The organism is Micromonospora sp. NPDC007208 (assembly GCF_042869175.1).
Lineage (GTDB): Bacteria > Actinomycetota > Actinomycetes > Mycobacteriales > Micromonosporaceae > Micromonospora > Micromonospora foliorum.
Window position 1 is genome coordinate 308,939 of record NZ_JBIAFG010000001.1, and the last position, 19,172, is coordinate 328,110.

Below are 19,172 nucleotides of genomic sequence, written 5' to 3' on the forward strand. Positions count from 1 at the left end.
TCCCGCTCCTTTCGGGGGTGGAAGAGGGGTCAGGGTTCGTAGACGGCGTTGCGGTCGACGGTGCGGTAGATGTCCATGCCGAGCGGCCGGCGTCGCTCCTCGGCGAGGTGCCCGAGCAGTCCCGCCGCACGGGCCAGCAGGGCGAAGCCGCGCAGCATCTCGACGGGAAGCCCGAGGTCGGCGAGGGCCGCCCCGCAGACTCCGGCGCCGTTGAGCGGCAGGGTGCGGCCGAGCACCTGCGGGTGTACGCGGCCGATCGCCTCGAACAGCCGTAGGTGCGGGCCGTGCAGACCCTCCTCGGTGGCGATCCGGATCAGGACGGGGGTGCGCGGGTCCTGCTCCTTGTGCACGGGGTGCCCGAGCCCGGGGACCAGCCGGCGTTCCTGTTTGGCCCGGGTGACCGCGTCGAGCGCCACCGCGTCGTAGTCGGTCACCTCGCCGGCCTGAGCGAGCGTGTCGGCGAGGAAGCGTCCACAGTCCTCGGTGACACCCAGGAAGCGGGAGCCGCCGCCGAGCAGGCCGGCGGCGAGCGCGCCCTGCAACGACTCGGGCGCGGACAGGTACGTCAGCCGGGCGGCGATCGCCGTCGGGGTGAAGCCGTGGTCGGCGAGTGCCACCAGCACCGCCTCGAAGACCCGTACCTCACCCGGGGTGGGGCGCCGGCCGGCGACCAGCCAGTACGCCAGCTCGCCGAAGCCCACAGTGCCCATCAGGTCGGCGGCCAGATCCTGCCCGAGCAGGGAGATGGTGGTCGGGTCGGAGGTGCCGATCCCGGTGGGGAAGCTCAACTCTTCAGCCACGCGCGGATCTCCTCGCCGTGTTCGTCGAGCCCCGGCGGCGGCAGCTCGTACCGGGCCGGGGTGTCGGAGAAGGTGATGGGGTTGCGGACACCGGGCACGTCTCCGACGGTGACGACCGGGTCGAGCCCCAACTCCTCGGCGAGCGCCACACCACCGTCGATGGTGTTGATCGGCGCGCACGGGACGCCGGCGGCGAGCAGGTCCCGAAACCACTCGTCCTTGGTCCGCTTGGCGAGCCGTTCGACCAGCAGGGGCCGCAACTGCTCGCGGTTGGCCGTGCGGTCCTGGTTGCGGCCGAAACGCGTGTCGTCCGGCAGGTCGGGCAGGTCGAGCACCTGGCAGAGCTTGCGGAACTGCCCGTCGTTGCCGGCGATGACGATCAGCTCCCCGTCGGCGGTGGGCAGTGGCTCGTACGGGAAGAGGCTGGGGTGCGCGTTGCCCATCCGGAACGGGACGGTGCCGCCGGCCACGTAGCCGCTGGAGTGGTTGACCAACCCGGACAGCGCCGAGCTGAGCAGGTTGACCTCGACGTGCTGGCCTCGTCCGGTCTCGCCGCGGTGGTGCAGCGCGGCGAGGATGCCGATGCTCGCGTGCAGCCCGGCCATCACGTCGAAGACGGAGATCCCGGCCCGGTACGGCGAGCCGTCCGGGTCGCCGGTGAGGCTCATCAGGCCCGAGATGGCCTGCACCATGAGGTCGTAGCCGGGGAAGTCCCTACCTGCGCCGGTGCCGAAGCCGCTGATGCTCGCGTACACGATCTTGTCGTTGGTCGCGGTGACGGTGTCGTAGTCGAGGCCGAACCGGGTGAGGCCACCGGGCCGGAAGTTCTCGATCAGCACGTCGGCGCGGCGGGCCAGCTCCTGCGCGGTGGCCAGGTCGTCGGGCTTCCTGAGATCCAGGGCGACCGACCGCTTGTTGCGGTTGATGCCGAGGTAGTACGTCGAGACCCCGTCGCGGGTGGGCGGCATCCAGGTGCGGGTGTCGTCGCCACCGGGGCTCTCCACTTTGATCACCTGGGCGCCCAGGTCGGCCAGGAGCATCGTCGCGTACGGCCCGGCGAGGATCCGGGAGAAGTCCGCGACGAGCAGGCCGGCCAGTGGGCCTGTCGAATGCTGCACCATGTTTCCGCCCGTCCTGCGGACACCTGTCCGCCGGGACAGCTTGCGACACCGGAGGGTGCCTGTCAACGGCCCGTTCGTCGTGCGAAACCACGCCCTTGACACCAATCGTGACCGGAGCCACACTCGTGCCACTCGGGCTGACCGCACAGCGGACAACGGTCCGGATCCCCCTCGTACCCCCGAAAGGAATGGGTGGCGATGAGCGCAACCGACCGGCCGGTGGTCTTCCGTAACGGCCTGGTTCTCACCATGGACGACGCGCACACGGTGCTGCCCGGCGCCGACGTGCTGGTCATCGGCGGCCGGATCGCGCAGGTAGGCGTCGGCCTCACCGCACCCGACGACGCCCTGGAGATCGACGCCACCGACGGCATCCTCATGCCCGGCATGGTCGACACCCACCGGCACCTGTGGCAGACCGCGATGCGCGGGTACGGCGCGGACTGGACCCTGACCCAGTACTTCGTCTGGTACTACCTGGAGTCGGGCAGGCTGTTCCGACCCGAGGACGTCTACGCCGGCAACCTGCTCGGCGCGATCGAGGCGATCGACGCCGGCGTCACCACCACCGTCGACTGGTCGCACGGCTTGCAGACACCCGAGCACGCCGACGCCGCCGTGGACGCCCTGGAGGCGGTCGACGGACGGTTCGTGCTCGCCTACGGCAACATCCAGCAGGGGCCGTGGGAGTGGGCCACCTCGCCGGAGTTCCGCGACTTCCACCGCCGCCGCGTCGACGGTGGCAAGCTGGCCGGCTTCCAGTTGGCGTTCGACGTCACCGGCGACCCCGCCTTCCCGGAACGGGCCGCGTTCGAGGTGGCCCGGGAGCTGGGCGTCGCGGTGACCACCCACGCGGGCGTGTGGGGCGCCACCAACGACGACGGCATCCGGCTGATGCACGAGAACGGGTTCATGAACCCCTCGACCGTGTACGTGCACGCGGCGACGCTCACCCAGGACTCGTACAACCGGATCGCCGCGACCGGCGGCTCGGTCTCCGTCTCCACCGAGAGTGAGCAGAGCGCCGGCCAGGGTTACCCACCCACCTGGCAGCTGCGCCACCACGACATCCCGGTGTCGCTGTCGATGGACACCAGCGTGTGGTGGAGCGGCGACCTCTTCTCCGCGATGCGGAGCACGCTCGGCGCGGACCGCTCCCGGGAGCACCTGGAGGCGCACGCCAAGCAGGAGACCATCACCCACTGCCACCTGCGCGCCGAGCAGGTCGTCGAGTGGGCCACCCGAGGCGGCGCCCGCGCGCTCGGCATGGACGCCACGATCGGCGCGCTCACCCCCGGCCGCCAGGCCGACGTCGTCCTGATCAAGAACGACGCCTCGCCGGTGATGTTCCCGATCCTGAACCCGCACGGTCACGTCGTCTTCCAGGCCCAGCGTGCCGACGTGCACACCGTGCTGGTGGGTGGCCGGGTCGTGAAGCGGGACGGCCGCCTCGTCGGCGTCGACCTCGCCGCCGCGCGGGCCAGGGTGGCCGCGACCATCGACCACCTCCGCGAGACGATGGGGGAGGAGGCGTGGCAGCGGGGCATGAACCCGGACGTCCCCGAGACCGCGATCCTGGAGAACCCGTACCAGTACACCGAGTGGGACGCCGGGTCGGCGCAATGGAAGCATTAAGGACATGAGTGACAACGGAAGGGGCGCCGGGCCCGACTTCATCGAGGCCCTCGCCCGTGGCCTCGACGTCCTGCGCTCCTTCCGTCCCGCCTGCCCCTCGATGACGCTCAGCGAGCTCGCCGCCGCCACCGGTCTGGCCCGCCCCACCGTCCGGCGCATCCTCATCACGCTCGAATCGCTGGGCTACGTCCGCGCGGTCGGCCGCGGCCACACCCTCACCCCGCGCGTCCTGGAGCTCGGGATGGCGTACGTCAACGCGCTGAACATGTGGGACGTGGCCCGGCCGCACATGGAGAAGCTCGTCGCGCAGACCAACGAGTCGACCTCGATGGCCCAGCTCGACGGCAGCGACATCGTCTACGTCGCCCGGGTGGCCGTGCCCAAGATCGTCACCCTGGGCGTCACCATCGGCACCCGCTTCCCGGCACCCGCGACGTCGATGGGCAAGGTGCTGCTCGCGGCCCTCCCACCGGACACGCTGGCGGCCGTCCTCGCCGAACCCAGCCGCTCCGGCATCACGCCGCGCTGGCAGCCCGCACCGGGCGACCTCGACGCGGTGCTGCGCGAGGTCCGGGCCAAGGGTTGGGCGCTCGCCGACCAGGACCTGGCGCCGGGCATCCGGTCCGTCGCCACCGGTGTACGCGACGGCGACGGGCGGGTCGTCGCCGCCATCAACGTGACAGTGCACGCCGCCGAGACCTCGCTGGAGACCCTGCGCGAGGAGCACCTCCCGAGGCTGCTGCGCGCGGCCGCCGACATCGGGCACGACTGGGCGCTCACCGCCGCCGTGCCGGTGGTCACGACCTAGACGAGCATCGGTTTCGCCGGGGCCCAGGTGATCGGCAGGCGGGGCCCCAGAACCAGCGTGGCTAGGGCGGCGCGGAGTCCCCGTCAGCCCGCTGGCCTGCCGCTGGGCCGGGCCCGCCGCGGATTGATCATGATGACTGAAAAATGTCGTACACCTGTTCTAGATTCGGGTCGTGGTCGAAGAGTTGACGCAGGCAGAGGGCGCCATCGCGGCCTTTGCCGACACGGCCGCCTGGGCACACCCCGAGGGCGAGCTGATCGCCGCGCTCGACACCGCGTACCGCATCGAGCAGCGTCTCGCCGCACTGAAGCTGGCCCTGATCCGTGAGCTCGACGGTCGAGGCACCGCCACCGCGCAGGGCGCCTCCTCCACCGCGGTCTGGCTCCGCGAACGGTTACGCCTCACCGTCCCGGCCGCCCGCCGCCTCGTCGACCTCGCCGCCGTCCTGGACGTCGGCAACCCTGGGGTACGCCACGCACTGGCCAATGGCCACATCACCGTCGACCAGGCTCGGGTCATCGCCGACACGGTCGACAGCGTGCAGACCGCCGCCGGTCCCGAGGCCGCTGACAAAGCCCTCGGAGTGCTCGTCGATTGGGCCGGGCAATTCGATCCCACCCTCTTACGCAAACTCAGCACCCGCGTCCTCGACCACGTCGCACCCGACATCGCCGACGCCGCCGCCAAAGCCGCCCTGGACGCCGAGGCCCGCCGCGCCACCCGCGACCGTCACCTCACCCTCTCCACCCTCACCGACGGCCGCCTGCGACTCACCGGTATCCTCGACAGCGAGACCGCCGGGCTGCTCCGTGCCGCCATCGACCCACTCGGCGCACCCTCGGGCCCCGACGACCAGCGCTCTCCCGGGCAACGCCGGCACGACGCTCTCGGCGACGTGTGCCGCCTCGCCCTGCGCACCGGCGAGTTGCCCGAGCACGGCGGTGATCCCGCCCAGATCGTCGTCACCACCAGCTACGACGGGTTAACCCGGCAACTGGGCACCGGCACCCTCGACACCGGCTTGCACCTCACCCCCGAGGCCGTGCGCCGTCTCGCCTGCGACGCCGCCATCCTTCCCGCCGTTCTCAGCGGAGCCGGCCAACCACTCGACCTCGGCCGACAACGTCGTCTCATCACCGGCCCTCTCCGGCGAGCTCTGGTGCTGCGGGACGGAGGCTGCGCCTTCCCGGGCTGCGACCGACCACCGCGCTGGTGTGACGCCCACCACCTCCACCACTGGGCCGACGGCGGCGACACCAACCTCACCAACGCCGTCCTGCTCTGTGGACACCACCACCGTTACCTGCACCACAGCGACTGGGCGGTGCGATTGGCGGGCGACGGCCACCCCGAATTCGTGCCACCGGCCTGGCTCGACCCCGAACAGGTCCCCCGCCGCAACCACTACCACCGACGAACGTGAGCACCACCAGCCCACAACCATCACCCCGGTCAGCGGGCCAATCGAGTGGCCGGCCCAGCACGCCCCCAATCCCGCGCGGCCACCGACGGGATGAGAGGCGCGCGACCAGGGCCCCACTCCGGTTCAGCTGTCGAGGCGGTGGGAGGCGCGGGGCCAAGGTCGCCACGCGCCACTCCGCCTCAGCTACCGAGGCGGTGAGAGGCGCGCGACCAGGACTCGGCACGCAGGTCGGCCGCGATCTCGTACCCGATTCGCATGTCCGCGCCGGGACCAGCGCGATCGTCGTTTCGACCTCGCCGCTGTGCCGGTGGACGCGCCAGCCGATCCCCGGCCCTCACCGCGCTAATCCGGACCGCGACCCGTCCCTAGCTCGCGGCTCTGCCGGATGAACGCCACCCCGACGAGCGGCTGTAAATGGGCGGCCGTTCGGATACGCGGCCGGCCGGTCACGAAATCCGGCGGCGAATCGTCACAACTGGCGGTTAGTCTGCCTCGGCGCGTCGCTGCTCCGGCACGTCGCGCCCCGCGCCCGGTAGGCGCGGCATCGCCGCCACCGCCCACCATCGGCCGGCTCAATCGACTTCGGGAGAGTTAGTGACACAGCAATCCATCGCGACATCGGACAAACTCGACGCTGCGGTGCTCAAGGTGGCGGGCGTCGTCGTCCTTGGCGCGATCATGTCGATCCTCGACGTGACGGTGGTCAGCGTGGCGCTGCCCAAATTCCAGAGCGAGTTCGACGCGTCCTACGCCCGCGTCGCCTGGACCATGACCGCCTACACCCTCGCCCTCGCCACCGTGATCCCGCTCAGCGGGTGGGCGGCGGACCGGTTCGGCACCAAACGGCTCTACATGGTGGCGCTGACCCTGTTCACCATCGGGTCGGGCCTCTGCGCCATGGCCGACACCATCGGTGAGCTGATCGGCTACCGGGTCCTGCAGGGCCTCGGTGGCGGCATGCTCATGCCGCTGGGCATGACTATCATGACCCGGGCGGCCGGCCCGCACCGGATCGGCCGGTTGATGGCCGTCCTCGGCATCCCGATGCTGCTGGGGCCGATCGGCGGCCCGATCCTCGGTGGTTGGCTCATCGACACCGCCAGCTGGCACTGGATCTTCCTGATTAACCTGCCGATCGGCGTGATCGCCCTGATCTACGCGCAGTTCGCGCTGCCGAAGGACGCGCCCGAGCCGTCCGAGTCGTTCGACTTCGTCGGCATGCTGATGCTCTCGCCGGGCCTCGCCCTGTTCCTCTACGGCGTGTCGTCCCTGCCGGAGGCGGGCACCTTCGGCGAGGCCAAGGTATGGGCCCCGATGCTGGTCGGCGGCGCGTTGGTGGTGGCGTTCGTGCTCTACTCGTTCAAGCCCCGGCACCCGCTGCTCGACCTGCGGCTGTTCCGCAACCGCAGCCTGACCATCGCGTCGGTGACGATGTTCGTGTTCATCATCGCGTTCATGGGCGCCGGCCTGTTGTTCCCGAGCTACTTCCTGCAGGTGCGCGGTGAGTCGACGCTGGCCGCCGGTCTGCTGATGGCCCCGCAGGGCATCGGCGCGATGATCACCATGCCGATCGCCGGCACGCTGGCCGACCGGGTGCCGATCGGGCGTACCGTCCCGTTCGCGCTGGGTCTCATCGTCGTCGGGTTCTTCGGCTTCACCCAGGTCGACCCGCAGACCTCGTACTGGCTGCTCGGCGGTTCGCTGTTCGTGATGGGCCTGGGCATGGGCGGCACGATGATGCCGATCATGACGTCGGCCCTGCGGACATTGTCGGCCAACGACGTGGCTCGCGGCTCGACGCTTGTCAACATCCTCCAGCAGATCGGCGGCTCGGTCGGTGCCGCCGTGATGTCGGTGATCCTCACCAACGAGCTGAACGGCTCCCGGCCGATCCCCGGCCTGGTGGACGAGAGCGGCAAGCCGGTCACCGAGGCCGGGCTGGCCATCGCCTCCCAGCAGCGGCCGGAGCTGCTTCAGCAGATGCCGGTTGACCCGTCGATCATCGAGCGCGGGCTCGACTTCGCCGCCAAGTCGTTCGCCAACACGTTCTGGGTCGCGTTCGCGTTGGTCGTGCTCACGATCATCCCGGCGGCGTTCCTGCCGCGCCGACGTCAGCCGGCGCAGCTCGACGACCCGCAGGGCGAGCAGGTCAAGACGCCGGTCGTCATCCACTGACCGGCCCCGCCGCGCCCGGCACCCCGCGAGGTGCTGGGCGCGGCGGGTACGGCGTCAGCGCAACGGGCCGTCGCCGGTTCCGTCCGGGTCCTCGACCACGTGGATCGCCGCTTCCTCCGCGCTGGCGGCACCCGCGTCGATGCCCGCGTCCCACGCCACCGACTCGGCCTCGTCGTCCTCGCGGACTCCCTCGTCGTAGGCGACGAGACGGCCGGCGCGCGCCTCCGCCTCGTACCCCCGACGGGTCAGCTCGTCCTCGTCGTCGCCACCCTCGGCGTACGGGTCGACATCCGGCACCTCCTGGGCGAGGTGTTGCTCCAGGGACTCGCCCGCCCGCTCCTCGGCCGGCGTGGTGCCGAACCGGTTCGCCGCCGTCCAGTGGTCCTCGGCGATGATGCCGGTGTCGAGGGGGTCGCCGACCCGGTCGTCGTCGAGGGTGTCGGAGGCGTCCAGCACCCCGTCGTCCTCGGCCACGTTCCACTCGTCGACGGAATCCATCCGTTCGGTCTGGCTCACGGCGGTCTCCTCTTCGTCACGGTGCAGCAAAGCGCTCAGCCTATGACCGTGCAACGCCCCCGCACCCCGAGGCCTGCCCGCTGTGACGAACGGACCTCGGGGCGGGTGTTGCCACCGTGGGTCAACGCTTCAGCAGCTCCGCCACGGCGTCGGTGAACTCCACCGGCTGCTCGACATGCGCGAAGTGTCCGCTTCGCTCCAGCGTCACCAGCCGCGAGTCCGGAAGCCCCGCGTGCAGTTGCTCGGCCCAGCGGGGGCCGCAGATGAAGTCGTACGCCCCGACGATCACCACGACCGGCACGGTGATCTCACCGAGGTTCTCCCGTACGTCGAAGGGCGTGGGGTCCTGCGCGCCGGCCGGCGTCGACCAGATCCGGACGGCCGCCTGAAACGGGGCGAACTCGTCCTGTCGGCCCCAGAAGTCCGCGAAGTAAACCGGCAGGGCGGCGCGCAGGGCGGCCCCCAGCGACTCGTCGTCCGTCGCGCCGCCGATCTGCCCGAAGGCGGCCGGCACCGCCGCCGCCTCCGGCCGGTCCGGGTGCCGCTGCGGGTAGGCGGCGAGGCCGGCCATGGCCTCGGCCCAGAACTCGGCGCCGGTGACGGGTGAGGTGTCGTACAGGGCGAGGCCGGCGACCCGGCCCGGGTGGGTGAGCGCGTACCGCTGGACGACGAAACCGCCGTGCGAGTGCCCGAGGAGGTACACCCGGGGTTCGCCGAGGTGCTCGACGACGGCGTGCAGGAACCGGACATACGTGTCCAGACGGTAGTCGTCGGGATTGTCGAGCTGCCCCGACGCGCCCGTACCCACCGGCTCGACGTAGACCATGGTGAAGTGCGCCTCAAGGCTGGGCGTGCGCAGGTACGCCCACTCGATGCCCGGGCCGCCGGAGTGCGCCACGCAGACCGGGCCGGTGCCGGCGACGTGGTAGACCTGCCGAACGCCATCCACGGTGAACGTGTGGGCACCGGGTGCGAGGGCGCTGACGTCGTGGCTGGTGGAACCCATGAACTATCTCCCGATCCGAGACCCGCGCGGCGTCCGCCGGCGCGGCAACTGGTGCCTGACGCGGACCAGATGCGCGGGTCGAGGGGAAAGTTCGCTCGGTCGGGGAAGTTTTTTCAGACCCGCGCCGGGACGGGGTGGAAGAGGGTGAGTTGGCGCACCCGGCCCTGGCGCAGCACCTGCAACCACAGCGCAGCGGGTGGGCAGTGCTCCGGGTCGTCCGGCGGGCTGATCAGGTCGGTCTCCCAGATGAGCACGTCGCCGCTGGCCACCACGTTGCGCAGCCGCTGACGTACCCCGGCGGCCAGGTCGCGGTTCATGCCGTTGATCGCCAGGTCACGGCCACCGCGCGGGCCGCCCGGCACGACCATCTCGGCGTCCGGCCACCAGCTCTCGCGGACCACCCGCTCGAAGTCGCCGTCCATCGCCGTGGCGATCATGTCGCGGCCCTCGCGCCACCGCGAGTCGTTCGAGGTGGTGACGTCCGCGTGCGCCGCGCTCGCCGCCGTCCGGAGGCCGCCGGCGAGCGCACGGCGGGCGTGGTTGAGGCGGCTGCGGACGGTGCCGACCGGCACGCCACACACGGCCGCGATCTGCTCGTACGAGGACGCGTCGCTGAAGTAGCGCAGCAGGGTGACGAGCCGGTCAGGTTCGGACAGTTGCCCGACGGAGTGCCACACCCAGTCGCGCATCGCGGCCCGGTCCAGCGCCTCCTCCGGGGTGGGTGTGTCGGCGGGCCGGGCGAACCACTCCGGTTCGGCGACCGGGACGGCTCTGGGGCCGCGCGACGCCATCCGGCTGTTGTTGCGGACGATGGCCCGCAACCAGGGGCCGACGGCGCTCGGGTCGCGGACCTCGCCGATGCGACGCAGGGCGACGACCATGGTGTCCTGCACCGCGTCCTCGGCGTCCGGCCCGTAACCGAGGACGCTCAGCGCGACGGCCCGCATCCCGGCCTCGTGCCGTGCCAGCAGCGCCCCCAGTGCGGCCGCGTCGCCCGCCTGCGCGAGCACGACCAGCTCCGCGTCGCTCTGCGTCACGCGTACGTCCTCCCGGGCTTCTTATTTGTGGGGTCTTGGGCGATTTGCTTGGTGCCCGCCGCCGCTACCAGCCTACGACGGGTGAACGTCCTTGTTCTGAGCCGCGGGAGAGGCGAGGGTCACCGCCGCCGAGGCCGACGACGGTCGCCGGAAAGTGACACACGTCGGTCGTAGCGTGGGCGGCATGAGGACCTGCCCTGTCGAAGCCCTTCGGTGCTGCGCGGTCGGCGTCCGCCCCTGCGACGGGCGCCGGCGATGACCGAGCTGAGCTGGGCTCAGGTGTCCGCCCGACGTCTTGCACGGCACCGGCTCTGCGCACCGGCGGCGGGCGTGGCACCGGCCGCCGGACACGTCGCCGACGTGGTGTCGGCGATCTGCGGCGCGCACGCCCAGATCGCGTCGGCCGCCGAGCTGTCCATCGGGCTGCGGGTGCCGGGCGCGTCCCGCGACCTGGTGCGCCGGGCACTGTGGAGGGACCGCACCCTGGTCAAGACCCGTGGGCCGCGCGGGACCGTGCACCTGCTCGCCGCGGCGGACCTGCCGATGTGGGTCGGCGCGCTGACCGCGTTGCCGACGCCGTCGTGGGAGCGGAGTGTGGTCCTGCTGACGCCCCGGCAGACCGAGCAGGTCCTCGCGGCCATCGCCGACGCGGTAGCCGAGGCCGACCTGACCACCGCCGAGCTGACCGAGGAGATCGTCGCCCGCATCGGCTCGTGGGCGGGCGACCTGGTCATGGAGGCGTTCCAGGACAAATGGCCCCGGTGGATGGCCGCGATGACCGCCGCCACCCGGGGCGGGGTGATCTGCTTCGGCCCGAACCGCGGTCGGGTCAGCACGTACACCAGCCCGACCCGATGGCTGCCCGACTTCACGCCGATGCCCGGCCCCGCCGCCCTGGCCGCCCTCGTCCGTGGTTACCTGCACGCGTACGGGCCGGCCACCCCGGCACAGTTCGCCCGGTGGCTGGCCGTTCCGTCGGGGTGGGGGACGTTGCTGTTCGACTCGCTCGACCTGACCGAGGTGACGGTGGAGGGCACCCGGGCCTGGGTGGCCGCCGACGACACCGAGTTCCCCGACGACCGGCCGTCCGGGTTGCGGCTGCTGCCGTACTTCGACGCGTACGCGGTCGGCTGCCACCCCCGCGAGCGGCTCTTTCCCGGTGCCGCCGCCGAGCGGGCGCTCGCCGGTGGCCAGGCCGGCAACTATCCGGTGCTGCTGGTGGACGGGGTGGTCGCCGGCGTGTGGCATCAACGCCGCTCCGGCCGCTCGATCCGCGTCACCGTCGAGCCGCTGCGGACGCTCGGTGCCGCGCAGCAGCGGGCGCTGGCGGAGGAGGTGGACCGGATCGGCGAGATCCTGGAGGGCAAGGCGTCGCTGACCATCGGCACCGTCAGTGTCGGTCCGCACGCCTGAGACCACACCGGCCCACCGCTTGGGCCACGATGAGAGCGTGCACCCCGAACCGGTCGACCACTCACCCCGGCAGACGTTCCCCTGGGCGCTCCTGCGCCAGCGCTGGGAGGACCTCACCTTCCTGCACTGGGCCGTCGCTCCGGAGGCGGTCGCGCCGTTGCTTCCCGCCGGCACTCGCCCGGACACGGTGGACGGGGTCAGCTACGTCGGCCTGATCGGTTTCCGAATGGTCGGGCTGGGCTTCGGCCGTGGCCCGGGAGTGCCGTACTTCGGCACCTTCTGGGAGACCAACGTCCGGCTCTACTCGGTCGACGACGCCGGCAGACGAGCGGTCGTGTTCCGGTCGCTCGACGCATCGCGCCTGCTGCCGGTGCTGGTGGCGCGGGTGACGCTGCGCCTGCCGTACCTCTGGTCGTCGATGCGGATGGACCGCGACGGCGACCGTCGCACCTACCGTTGCCGGCGGCGCTGGCCGGGGCCGGCGGGTACGATGAGCCGCATGGTGGTGCGGGTGGGGGAGCGGATCGTCGACCCGACCCCGCTCGAACACTTCGTCACCGCCCGCTGGGGGCTGCACACCCGGGCGTACGGGCGCACCCTGCACCTGCCGAACTGGCATCCGAGCTGGCCGCTGCACCGGGCCGAGGTGCTGCACCTGGACGACGAGTTGGTCGCCGCCGCCGGGCTGCCGGCGCCGGTCGGACCGCCGGTCAGCGTGCTCTACTCGCCCGGTGTCGGGGTGAGGTTCGGCCCGCCGGTGGCGGCCCGGCCGCGCGGTGCCGGGCCGCCCGAATCTCAGTAGCGGCCACCCTCGGGGGCGGGCAGCGCGTCCAGGTCGGCCAGGTCCTCGGCACTGAGCCGAACGTCGGCGGCAGCGCAGTTGTCCACCAGGTACTTCGGGGTCTTGGTGCCGGGGATCGGGATGACCTGCTCACCCTGGGCGACCACCCACGCGAGGGCGACCTGCGCGGGGCTGAAGCCCGCCCGGTCGGCGATCTCCCGGACCCGGGCGACGATGGCGAGGTTGGCGCGCAGCGCGTCCTGCTGGAAACGCGGCAGGCCGCGCCGGAAGTCGTCGGCGGGCAGGTCGTCGAACGAGGTGAACCGGCCGGCGAGGAAACCGCGGCCCAGCGGGGAGAACGGCAGGAAGGCGATGCCCTGCTCGGCGCAGTACGGCAGCACCTCGGCCAACGGGTCGCGGGTCCACAGTGACAGCTCGGACTGCACCGACGCCACCGGGTGCACCGCCTGGGCCCGCGCGATCTGCGCGACAGTCACCTCGGACAGCCCGAGCTGCCGTGCCTTGCCCGCCGCCACGACCTCGGCCATCGCACCCCAGGACTCCTCGATGGGCACCTCCGGGTCGACCCGGTGCAACTGGTACAGGTCGACGTGGTCGGTGCCGAGCCGGCGCAGGCTCTCGTCGATCGCCGCGCGGATGTGCTCCGGGCGGCCGTTGTTACCGATCTTCGGTGAGTTGCCGGGGCCGCCGGAGAGGGAGGTGGCCACCAGGCCGACCTTCGTGGCCAGGACGGCCCGCTGCCGATGACCTCCGGCCAGCGCCCGCCCGACCAGTTCCTCGTTGGTGTACGGCCCGTACACGTCCGACGTGTCGATCAGCGTCGCGCCCAGGTCCAGTGCCTGACGGATGACCGAGATCGACGTGTCGTCGTCGCGAGGGCCGGTGATGTCGTAGCCGTGGCTCATGCCCATGCAGCCGAGGCCGATGACGCCGACCTCGGGTCCGGTGCTGCCCAACGTGGTGGTTCGCATGCGCCCCACGCTACGACCGGAGCCGCCGACCCGCACCCGCCCAGGGCCCAGTCCGACCGGGTCCTGATCTGCCGGTCGGAAAATTCGGCGTACGTGTCGAGGACTGCCGCGCCGGCTTCGACCATGGGTGAGGGCCGGGGATACCCGGTCCCGCCGACGAGCCGACACGGCACGGACCGAGGAGTGGATCGATGACGAAGGTGACGACCGGGGCGACGATGTCGTTGGACGGCTACATCGCGGACGCGTCCCACGGTGGCTTCGAGTACCTCTTCCAGTGGTACGCCAACGGCGACGTCGAGACGCCGACGGCCAATCCCGAGATGACCTTTAGGACGTCCGCCGCGAGCGCCCGGCACCTGCGGGATCTCAACGAGCGGACCGGCGCCCTCGTCGTCGGCCGGCGGCTCTTCGACATGACCAGCGGGTGGGGCGGTCGGCATCCGATGGACGTGCCCGTCGTGGTGGTGACGCACAGCGTGCCCGAGGGCTGGGCACCCGAGAACGACTCCTTCGTCTTCGTCACCGACGGCATCGAGAGCGCCATCGCCCGGGCCAAGGCGATCGCCGGCGACAAGCAGGTCGGTGTCAACGGCGGCACCATCGCCGCCCAGGTCGTCGAGGCCGGCCTGCTCGACGAGGTGCACGTCGACCTCGTGCCGGTCCTGCTCGGTGCCGGCGTCCCGCTCTTCGCCGACCTGAAGATCGCGCCACTCCAGCTGGACGGCCCGTTCAACGTCGTCGAGGGCGACGGTGTCACCCACCTGGCCTACCGGGTACGCCCAGCGGCCTGAACGCCTCGGGGGCCGGCCCGCTCGGGGCCGGTCCCCGTTGCGCCCGCCGAAGGTCGGGCGCGCCGTCCGCCGCAAGGCTGACGCCGAACAGCCCGCCGAGAACCTCCGGGTGGCCGCCGAGCTGCTGGGCCGGGACAGCGTGCCCACGGGTGGCGTGGCCGGTCCACGTCGGTTCCGTTGGCGGCGGCGCTGACCCCTGCGGTCAGCGCCCCCACCTTGCTCGCATAGGCGCTGATCGATACTGTGCGCGAAGGCGCCGCCCCGCCTCAGACCACCACCGTCGATCCGAAGCGGGTTCAGCATGCGCACACTGAGACTTGTCACGACTCTGGCCGTCGCCGGCCTGCTCGCCGGTGGGGTGGCCCTGGTCGCCGCCACACCGGCCAGCGCGGCGACCGCCGTGTTCGCCGTCACGAACAACTGGGGCAACGGCTACCAGGGGCAGGTCACCGTCACCAACGACACCTCCGCACCGATCACCAGCTGGCGGGTCGAGTTCGACCTGCCGTCCTCCTCGACCGTCAGCCAGTCGTGGAACGCGCAGCAGACCACCTCGGGCAGCCACTACACCTTCGCCAACGTGTCCTGGAACGGCACCCTCGCCGCCGGCGCCTCCACCTCGTTCGGCTTCCTCGTCAACGGCACCGGCACGCCGCTCAACTGCACAGTGAACGGCGCGTCCTGCGCCGGCGGCCCGCCCCCGACCACCCCGCCGCCCACGACCCCGCCGCCGACCACCGGCACTCCGGTCGAGCGGTACGGGCAGCTGCGGGTCTGCGGGACGACGATGTGCGACAGGTCCGGCGCCCGGGTGCAGTTGCGGGGCATCAGCAGCATGTGGCTCAACTGGGAGACCGCCCCGTACGCCGAGAACCTCTCCGCGTTGACCTGGATGCGCGACAACTGGAACCTCCAGGTGATCCGCGCGGCCATGGGTGTGGAGCCGGCGGGGGCGTACCTCAGCGACCCGGCCAAGGCGCGCGCGCAGGTGGAGACCATCATCAACAACGCGGTCACCGCCGGGGTGTACGTGATCGTCGACTGGCACGCGCACGAGGCGCAGAACAACCAGTCCCAGGCGGTCGCGTTCTTCGGTGACCTGGCCCGCCGGTACGGCAACCTGCCCAACGTCATCTGGGAGCCCTACAACGAGCCGCTCCAGGTCAGCTGGACCAACGTCATCAAGCCGTACCACCAGGCGGTGGTGTCCGCGATCCGCGCCGCCGACCCGGACAACATCATCGTGCTCGGCACCCCGACCTGGTCGCAGGACGTGGACGTCGCGGCGGCCAGCCCGGTCACCGGCACCAACCTGATGTACACCCTGCACTTCTACTCCTGCACGCACGGGGCCTCGCTGCGCGCCAAGGGCGACGCGGCGATCCGCGCGGGTCTGGCGCTGTTCGTCACGGAGTGGGGCGCCAGTAACGCCGATGGCGGCCTCGACGGCCGGGCCTGCCTGCCGGAGGCGCAGTCCTGGATCGACTGGATGAAGACCAACGGCATCTCCTGGACGGCCTGGAAGCTCGACGTCGGCACCGACACCACCAACCTGCTCAGCCCGGGCGCGCCGGTGACCGGCGGGTGGACCAACTACCTGCACGGCCACGCGCCGTTCGTGGTGGCGAACATGAGGTGACGCCGGGCGCTCCTTGACCGCGATTGATCGAATCGGAACTGCTGGTGTCGGGGTGTCCAGGCCGGCGGGACACCCCGACATCACCAACTCCGTGTCGATGACGGCTGCTCGGCCTCGGCCTCGGCGAGGGCGGAGCGCAGCCCCCGATCACCCGTCGCTGAGCAGCCCGGACAGAACGGGCGCGCCACCTTAACGCGCCGGAAACACCCCCGGTACCAACCCTGGGAACGCTCGTCGGACAGTCGAGACCACCGACACGCGAACCGGGGTGACCATGGCCGACAACACCACGAACGCGCCGACGTACGACGGGCCGGTGGGCCGGTCCGGCAACGGCCGGACGCTGCCCACCCCCCGCCCGAACCCGGCCCTGTCGCTGGACGACGACGATCCGGCGGACCTGGCCACGATCGGTGTGGAGGAGGAGTTCCACGTCGTCGACCTGCACACCCGGGAGTTGGTGCCCCGCGCCGGGGAGTTGCTCGACCGGTTGCCGGCGGCCTCGTTCACCGCCGAGCTGCACCGCAGCGTGGTGGAGACCAACACCGCGGTCTGCCGCACCCTGGACGAGATCCGCGCCGAGCTGACCCGGCTGCGGCAGGCCGCCGTCCAGGTCGCCGACCGCGCCGGGCTGGGCATCGTGGCGGCCGGTACGGTGCCGCTGCGCGCCGACGGCGACCCCAGTGTCACTCCCACCTCCCGGTACCGGCGGATGCTCGACGAGTACCAGATGCTCGCCCGGGAGCAGCTGATCTGCGGAGCGCAGGTGCACGTCGGCGTCTCCGACCGGGACCTGGCGGTGGCGGTCACCCGTCGGGTCCAGCCGTGGCTGCCGGTGCTGCTCGCCCTCTCCACCAGCTCGCCGTACTGGATGGGCCAGGACAGCGGCTACGCCAGCGTCCGATCGCTGGTCTGGCAGCGCTGGCCCACCGCGGGGGACCCGGGCGAGGTGACCAGCGCGGCGGACCACGAGGCGCTGGTCGCCGAGCTGATCGCCTCCGAGACCATCAGCGACCCCGCCATGATCTACTTCGACGTCCGGCCGTCGGCGCACGTGCCCACAGTGGAACTGCGGATCACCGACGCCAACGCCGACGTGGAGACCATTGTCCTGCTCACCGGCCTGTTCCGGGCGCTCGTCCGGCGGGAGGTCGCCGCCCTGCGCGCCGGGGTGGAGCGCACGGCCGTGCGACCACCGGTGCTGCGCGCCGCAGTGTGGCGGGCGGCCCGCTCCGGGCTGGAAGGCGACCTGCTCGACCTGCCCCGGTCGGCCCGACCGGTGTCGGCCGCCCAGGCGGTCCGCCGCCTGGTGACCGACCTGCGCCCACAGTTGGCGGCGACCGGGGACTGGGAGCAGGTCAGTGAGCTGACCCGGTACGCGTTGGAACGCGGCAGCTCCGCGGCCCGGCAGCGGCGGGCGTACGAGCGACGTGGCCGGTTGGCCGACGTGGTCGACCTGCTGCTCGACGAGACCCGGGGCCGGGTCCGCGGGCCGCTGCCGGGTGCGCCCACACCGCCGGCGCTGCCCACGTACGCCGACGCCGGCGACGAGGTCTTCGGACCGGCCGGGCCGCAACCGGCGTACGCCCCGATGCTCGCGGCCCTGCGCCAGCTCGGCGCCGGCGTCCTGCGTCAACGCGAGCACGACCGGGACGAGGAGCAGCGGGCCCGTGGGGTGACGTTCAGCGTGGCCGGCGAGGCGAGCACCCGGCTCTTCCCGGTGGACCTGGTGCCCCGGGTGGTGCCCGCCGCCGACTGGCGGACCCTGCGTACCGGCCTGGTGCAGCGCGCCCGCGCCCTCGACGCGTTCCTGCGGGACGTCTACGCCGACCGGGCCGTGGTGGCCGACGGCGTGGTGCCGGCGTGGGTGGTGGAGTCCTCACCCGGGTTACGCCCGACCGGGGCGCTGATGGGCCGGCGGGGCACCCGCGCCCAGGTGTCCGGCACCGACCTCGTCCGGGACCCGGACGGCGGCTGGTACGTGCTGGAGGACAACCTGCGGGTGCCCTCCGGGATCGGCTACGCGGTGCAGAACCGTCGGCTGACCCGGGCGGTGTTGCCGGAGCTGCCGGTGCCGGAGGATCTGCTGCCCGCCGACGAGACGCCGGCGATGCTGTACCGGGCATTGGTCGCCGCGGCGCCCGCCGCGGCCGACGACCCCGCCGTGGTGGTGCTCAGCAGCGGCCCGGGTGACCCGGCGTGGTTCGAGCACCGGCTGCTCGCCGACGAGATGGGCGTGCCGCTGACCGAGACCAGTGACCTGCTGGTGGAGGAGGGCCGGGTCCGGCTGGTCCGCGAGGGCTGCCGCCGCGAGGTCGACGTGATCTACCTGCGGATGGACGAGGAGGCGCTGCTGCACGCGCCGGGCGCCGACGGGGTGCCGCTGGGGTGGCCGCTGCTCGCCGCGGTGCACGCCGGGCGGCTCACGCTTGCCAACGCGCTGGGCAACGGTGTCGGAGACGACAAGGCGCTGTACGCGTACGTGCCCCGGCTGATCGAGTACTACCTGGGCGAGAAGCCGCTGCTGGGGGACGTGCCGACGTACCTGTGTGGGCTGCCCGAGCAGCGGGCCGAGGTGCTGGGCCGGCTCGACGAGCTGGTGCTCAAGCCGGTCGACGGGTACGGCGGTGACCGGGTGGTGATCGGCCCCCGGGCCGAGGCGGAGGAGTTGGACGCCGTCCGAGAGCAGATCCTCGCGGCCCCGCACCGGTGGATCGCCCAGGAGATGATCGCGCTCACCACGCACCCGGTCTTCGACGGCACGGCGCTCGCCCCCCGCCACGTCGACCTGCGGGCGTTCGTGTTCCTCGGTGACACCGCCGAGGTCGCGCCGGTGGCGCTGACCCGGGTGGCGCCGGCCGGCAGCATGATCGTCAACTCGTCGCGAGGTGGCGGGTCGAAGGACACCTGGCTGCTCGGCGGAGCCGACGAACCGTCGGTGTAACCCACGCTTGACCCATCCGTCATCGGGACGCAACCCGGTCCGCCAAGCCTGGACCGGTCAGCGGCCCCAGCCGATGAGAGGTGCGTGC

The 19,172-nt window shown here is 72.0% G+C and carries 15 protein-coding genes; 9 read left to right on the forward strand and 6 right to left on the reverse strand.

Annotation, left to right across the window (positions count from 1 at the left end):
• Positions 1 to 29: 29 nt before the first annotated feature.
• Positions 30 to 800, reverse strand: coding sequence for a citryl-CoA lyase (locus tag ACFYL6_RS01225; RefSeq protein WP_112672888.1), 771 nt, complete (start codon positions 798 to 800; stop codon positions 30 to 32).
• Positions 785 to 1,921, reverse strand: coding sequence for a CaiB/BaiF CoA transferase family protein (locus ACFYL6_RS01230; RefSeq protein ID WP_387165920.1), 1,137 nt, complete (start codon positions 1,919 to 1,921; stop codon positions 785 to 787). The genes ACFYL6_RS01225 and ACFYL6_RS01230 overlap by 16 nt, the downstream gene beginning before the upstream one ends.
• A gap of 198 nt (positions 1,922 to 2,119) precedes the next feature.
• Here ACFYL6_RS01230 and ACFYL6_RS01235 point away from each other — a divergent pair, with 198 nt between their 5' ends.
• From ACFYL6_RS01235 to ACFYL6_RS01250, 4 genes are all read left to right on the forward strand, one after another.
• Positions 2,120 to 3,556 carry an amidohydrolase family protein gene (locus tag ACFYL6_RS01235; protein WP_387165922.1) on the forward strand — a complete coding sequence of 479 codons (1,437 nt, stop codon included), beginning with the start codon at positions 2,120 to 2,122 and terminating at the stop codon, positions 3,554 to 3,556.
• Between the two features lie 4 nt (positions 3,557 to 3,560).
• Positions 3,561 to 4,364 (forward strand): IclR family transcriptional regulator C-terminal domain-containing protein, encoded by an 804-nt coding sequence (locus ACFYL6_RS01240; protein ID WP_387165924.1) that lies wholly within the window; start codon positions 3,561 to 3,563, stop codon positions 4,362 to 4,364.
• A 172-nt stretch (positions 4,365 to 4,536) separates the two neighbouring features.
• Entirely contained in the window at positions 4,537 to 5,787 is a 1,251-nt protein-coding gene (locus ACFYL6_RS01245) for a DUF222 domain-containing protein (RefSeq protein ID WP_387165926.1), read from the forward strand.
• A gap of 594 nt (positions 5,788 to 6,381) precedes the next feature.
• Entirely contained in the window at positions 6,382 to 7,962 is a 1,581-nt protein-coding gene (locus ACFYL6_RS01250) for a DHA2 family efflux MFS transporter permease subunit (protein WP_387165928.1), read from the forward strand.
• Between the two features lie 54 nt (positions 7,963 to 8,016).
• Here ACFYL6_RS01250 and ACFYL6_RS01255 read toward each other — a convergent pair whose 3' ends face one another.
• The 3 genes from ACFYL6_RS01255 to ACFYL6_RS01265 all read right to left on the reverse strand — a co-directional run bounded on the left by ACFYL6_RS01255 (position 8,017) and on the right by ACFYL6_RS01265 (position 10,521).
• A complete protein-coding gene (locus ACFYL6_RS01255) occupies positions 8,017 to 8,478 on the reverse strand; it encodes a DUF5709 domain-containing protein (protein ID WP_387165930.1) in 462 nt (153 codons plus the stop codon).
• Positions 8,479 to 8,599: 121 nt separating this feature from the next.
• Positions 8,600 to 9,484 (reverse strand): alpha/beta fold hydrolase, encoded by an 885-nt coding sequence (locus tag ACFYL6_RS01260; protein WP_387165932.1) that lies wholly within the window; start codon positions 9,482 to 9,484, stop codon positions 8,600 to 8,602.
• Between the two features lie 113 nt (positions 9,485 to 9,597).
• Positions 9,598 to 10,521, reverse strand: coding sequence for an RNA polymerase sigma factor (locus ACFYL6_RS01265; RefSeq protein ID WP_387165934.1), 924 nt, complete (start codon positions 10,519 to 10,521; stop codon positions 9,598 to 9,600).
• 255 nt (positions 10,522 to 10,776) lie between these two features.
• Here ACFYL6_RS01265 and ACFYL6_RS01270 point away from each other — a divergent pair, with 255 nt between their 5' ends.
• Positions 10,777 to 11,934, forward strand: coding sequence for a winged helix DNA-binding domain-containing protein (locus ACFYL6_RS01270; RefSeq protein ID WP_387165936.1), 1,158 nt, complete (start codon positions 10,777 to 10,779; stop codon positions 11,932 to 11,934).
• Positions 11,935 to 11,971: 37 nt separating this feature from the next.
• Positions 11,972 to 12,736: a YqjF family protein gene (locus tag ACFYL6_RS01275; protein ID WP_387165938.1), complete on the forward strand. Its 765-nt coding sequence runs from the start codon at positions 11,972 to 11,974 to the stop codon at positions 12,734 to 12,736.
• Here the strand turns inward: ACFYL6_RS01275 and ACFYL6_RS01280 are convergent.
• The gene (locus ACFYL6_RS01280) at positions 12,730 to 13,707 is read right to left on the reverse strand and encodes an aldo/keto reductase (protein ID WP_387165940.1); all 978 of its coding nucleotides are present in this window, start codon (positions 13,705 to 13,707) and stop codon (positions 12,730 to 12,732) included. The genes ACFYL6_RS01275 and ACFYL6_RS01280 overlap by 7 nt on opposite strands.
• Positions 13,708 to 13,898: 191 nt before the next feature.
• Between ACFYL6_RS01280 and ACFYL6_RS01285 the strand changes: the two genes are divergently transcribed.
• The 3 genes from ACFYL6_RS01285 to ACFYL6_RS01295 all read left to right on the forward strand — a co-directional run bounded on the left by ACFYL6_RS01285 (position 13,899) and on the right by ACFYL6_RS01295 (position 19,084).
• On the forward strand, positions 13,899 to 14,501 hold the full coding sequence (locus tag ACFYL6_RS01285; RefSeq protein ID WP_387165942.1) for a dihydrofolate reductase family protein: 603 nt from the start codon (positions 13,899 to 13,901) through the stop codon (positions 14,499 to 14,501).
• 301 nt (positions 14,502 to 14,802) lie between these two features.
• Entirely contained in the window at positions 14,803 to 16,140 is a 1,338-nt protein-coding gene (locus ACFYL6_RS01290) for a cellulase family glycosylhydrolase (protein WP_387165944.1), read from the forward strand.
• Positions 16,141 to 16,414: 274 nt separating this feature from the next.
• Positions 16,415 to 19,084: a glutamate--cysteine ligase gene (locus tag ACFYL6_RS01295; protein WP_387165946.1), complete on the forward strand. Its 2,670-nt coding sequence runs from the start codon at positions 16,415 to 16,417 to the stop codon at positions 19,082 to 19,084.
• The last annotated feature ends 88 nt before the right edge of the window (positions 19,085 to 19,172 follow it).

What these genes read in the sequence shown, in the direction of transcription:
- ACFYL6_RS01240 (WP_387165924.1), top strand. Translation starts at nt 3,561, where the DNA reads ATGAGTGACAACGGAAGGGGCGCCGGGCCCGACTTCATCGAGGCCCTC.
- ACFYL6_RS01295 (WP_387165946.1), top strand. Translation starts at nt 16,415, where the DNA reads ATGGCCGACAACACCACGAACGCGCCGACGTACGACGGGCCGGTGGGC.
- ACFYL6_RS01235 (WP_387165922.1), top strand. Translation starts at nt 2,120, where the DNA reads ATGAGCGCAACCGACCGGCCGGTGGTCTTCCGTAACGGCCTGGTTCTC.
- ACFYL6_RS01230 (WP_387165920.1), bottom strand. Translation starts at nt 1,921, where the DNA reads ATGGTGCAGCATTCGACAGGCCCACTGGCCGGCCTGCTCGTCGCGGAC.
- ACFYL6_RS01260 (WP_387165932.1), bottom strand. Translation starts at nt 9,484, where the DNA reads ATGGGTTCCACCAGCCACGACGTCAGCGCCCTCGCACCCGGTGCCCAC.
- ACFYL6_RS01285 (WP_387165942.1), top strand. Translation starts at nt 13,899, where the DNA reads ATGACGAAGGTGACGACCGGGGCGACGATGTCGTTGGACGGCTACATC.
- ACFYL6_RS01290 (WP_387165944.1), top strand. Translation starts at nt 14,803, where the DNA reads ATGCGCACACTGAGACTTGTCACGACTCTGGCCGTCGCCGGCCTGCTC.
- ACFYL6_RS01270 (WP_387165936.1), top strand. Translation starts at nt 10,777, where the DNA reads ATGACCGAGCTGAGCTGGGCTCAGGTGTCCGCCCGACGTCTTGCACGG.
- ACFYL6_RS01280 (WP_387165940.1), bottom strand. Translation starts at nt 13,707, where the DNA reads ATGCGAACCACCACGTTGGGCAGCACCGGACCCGAGGTCGGCGTCATC.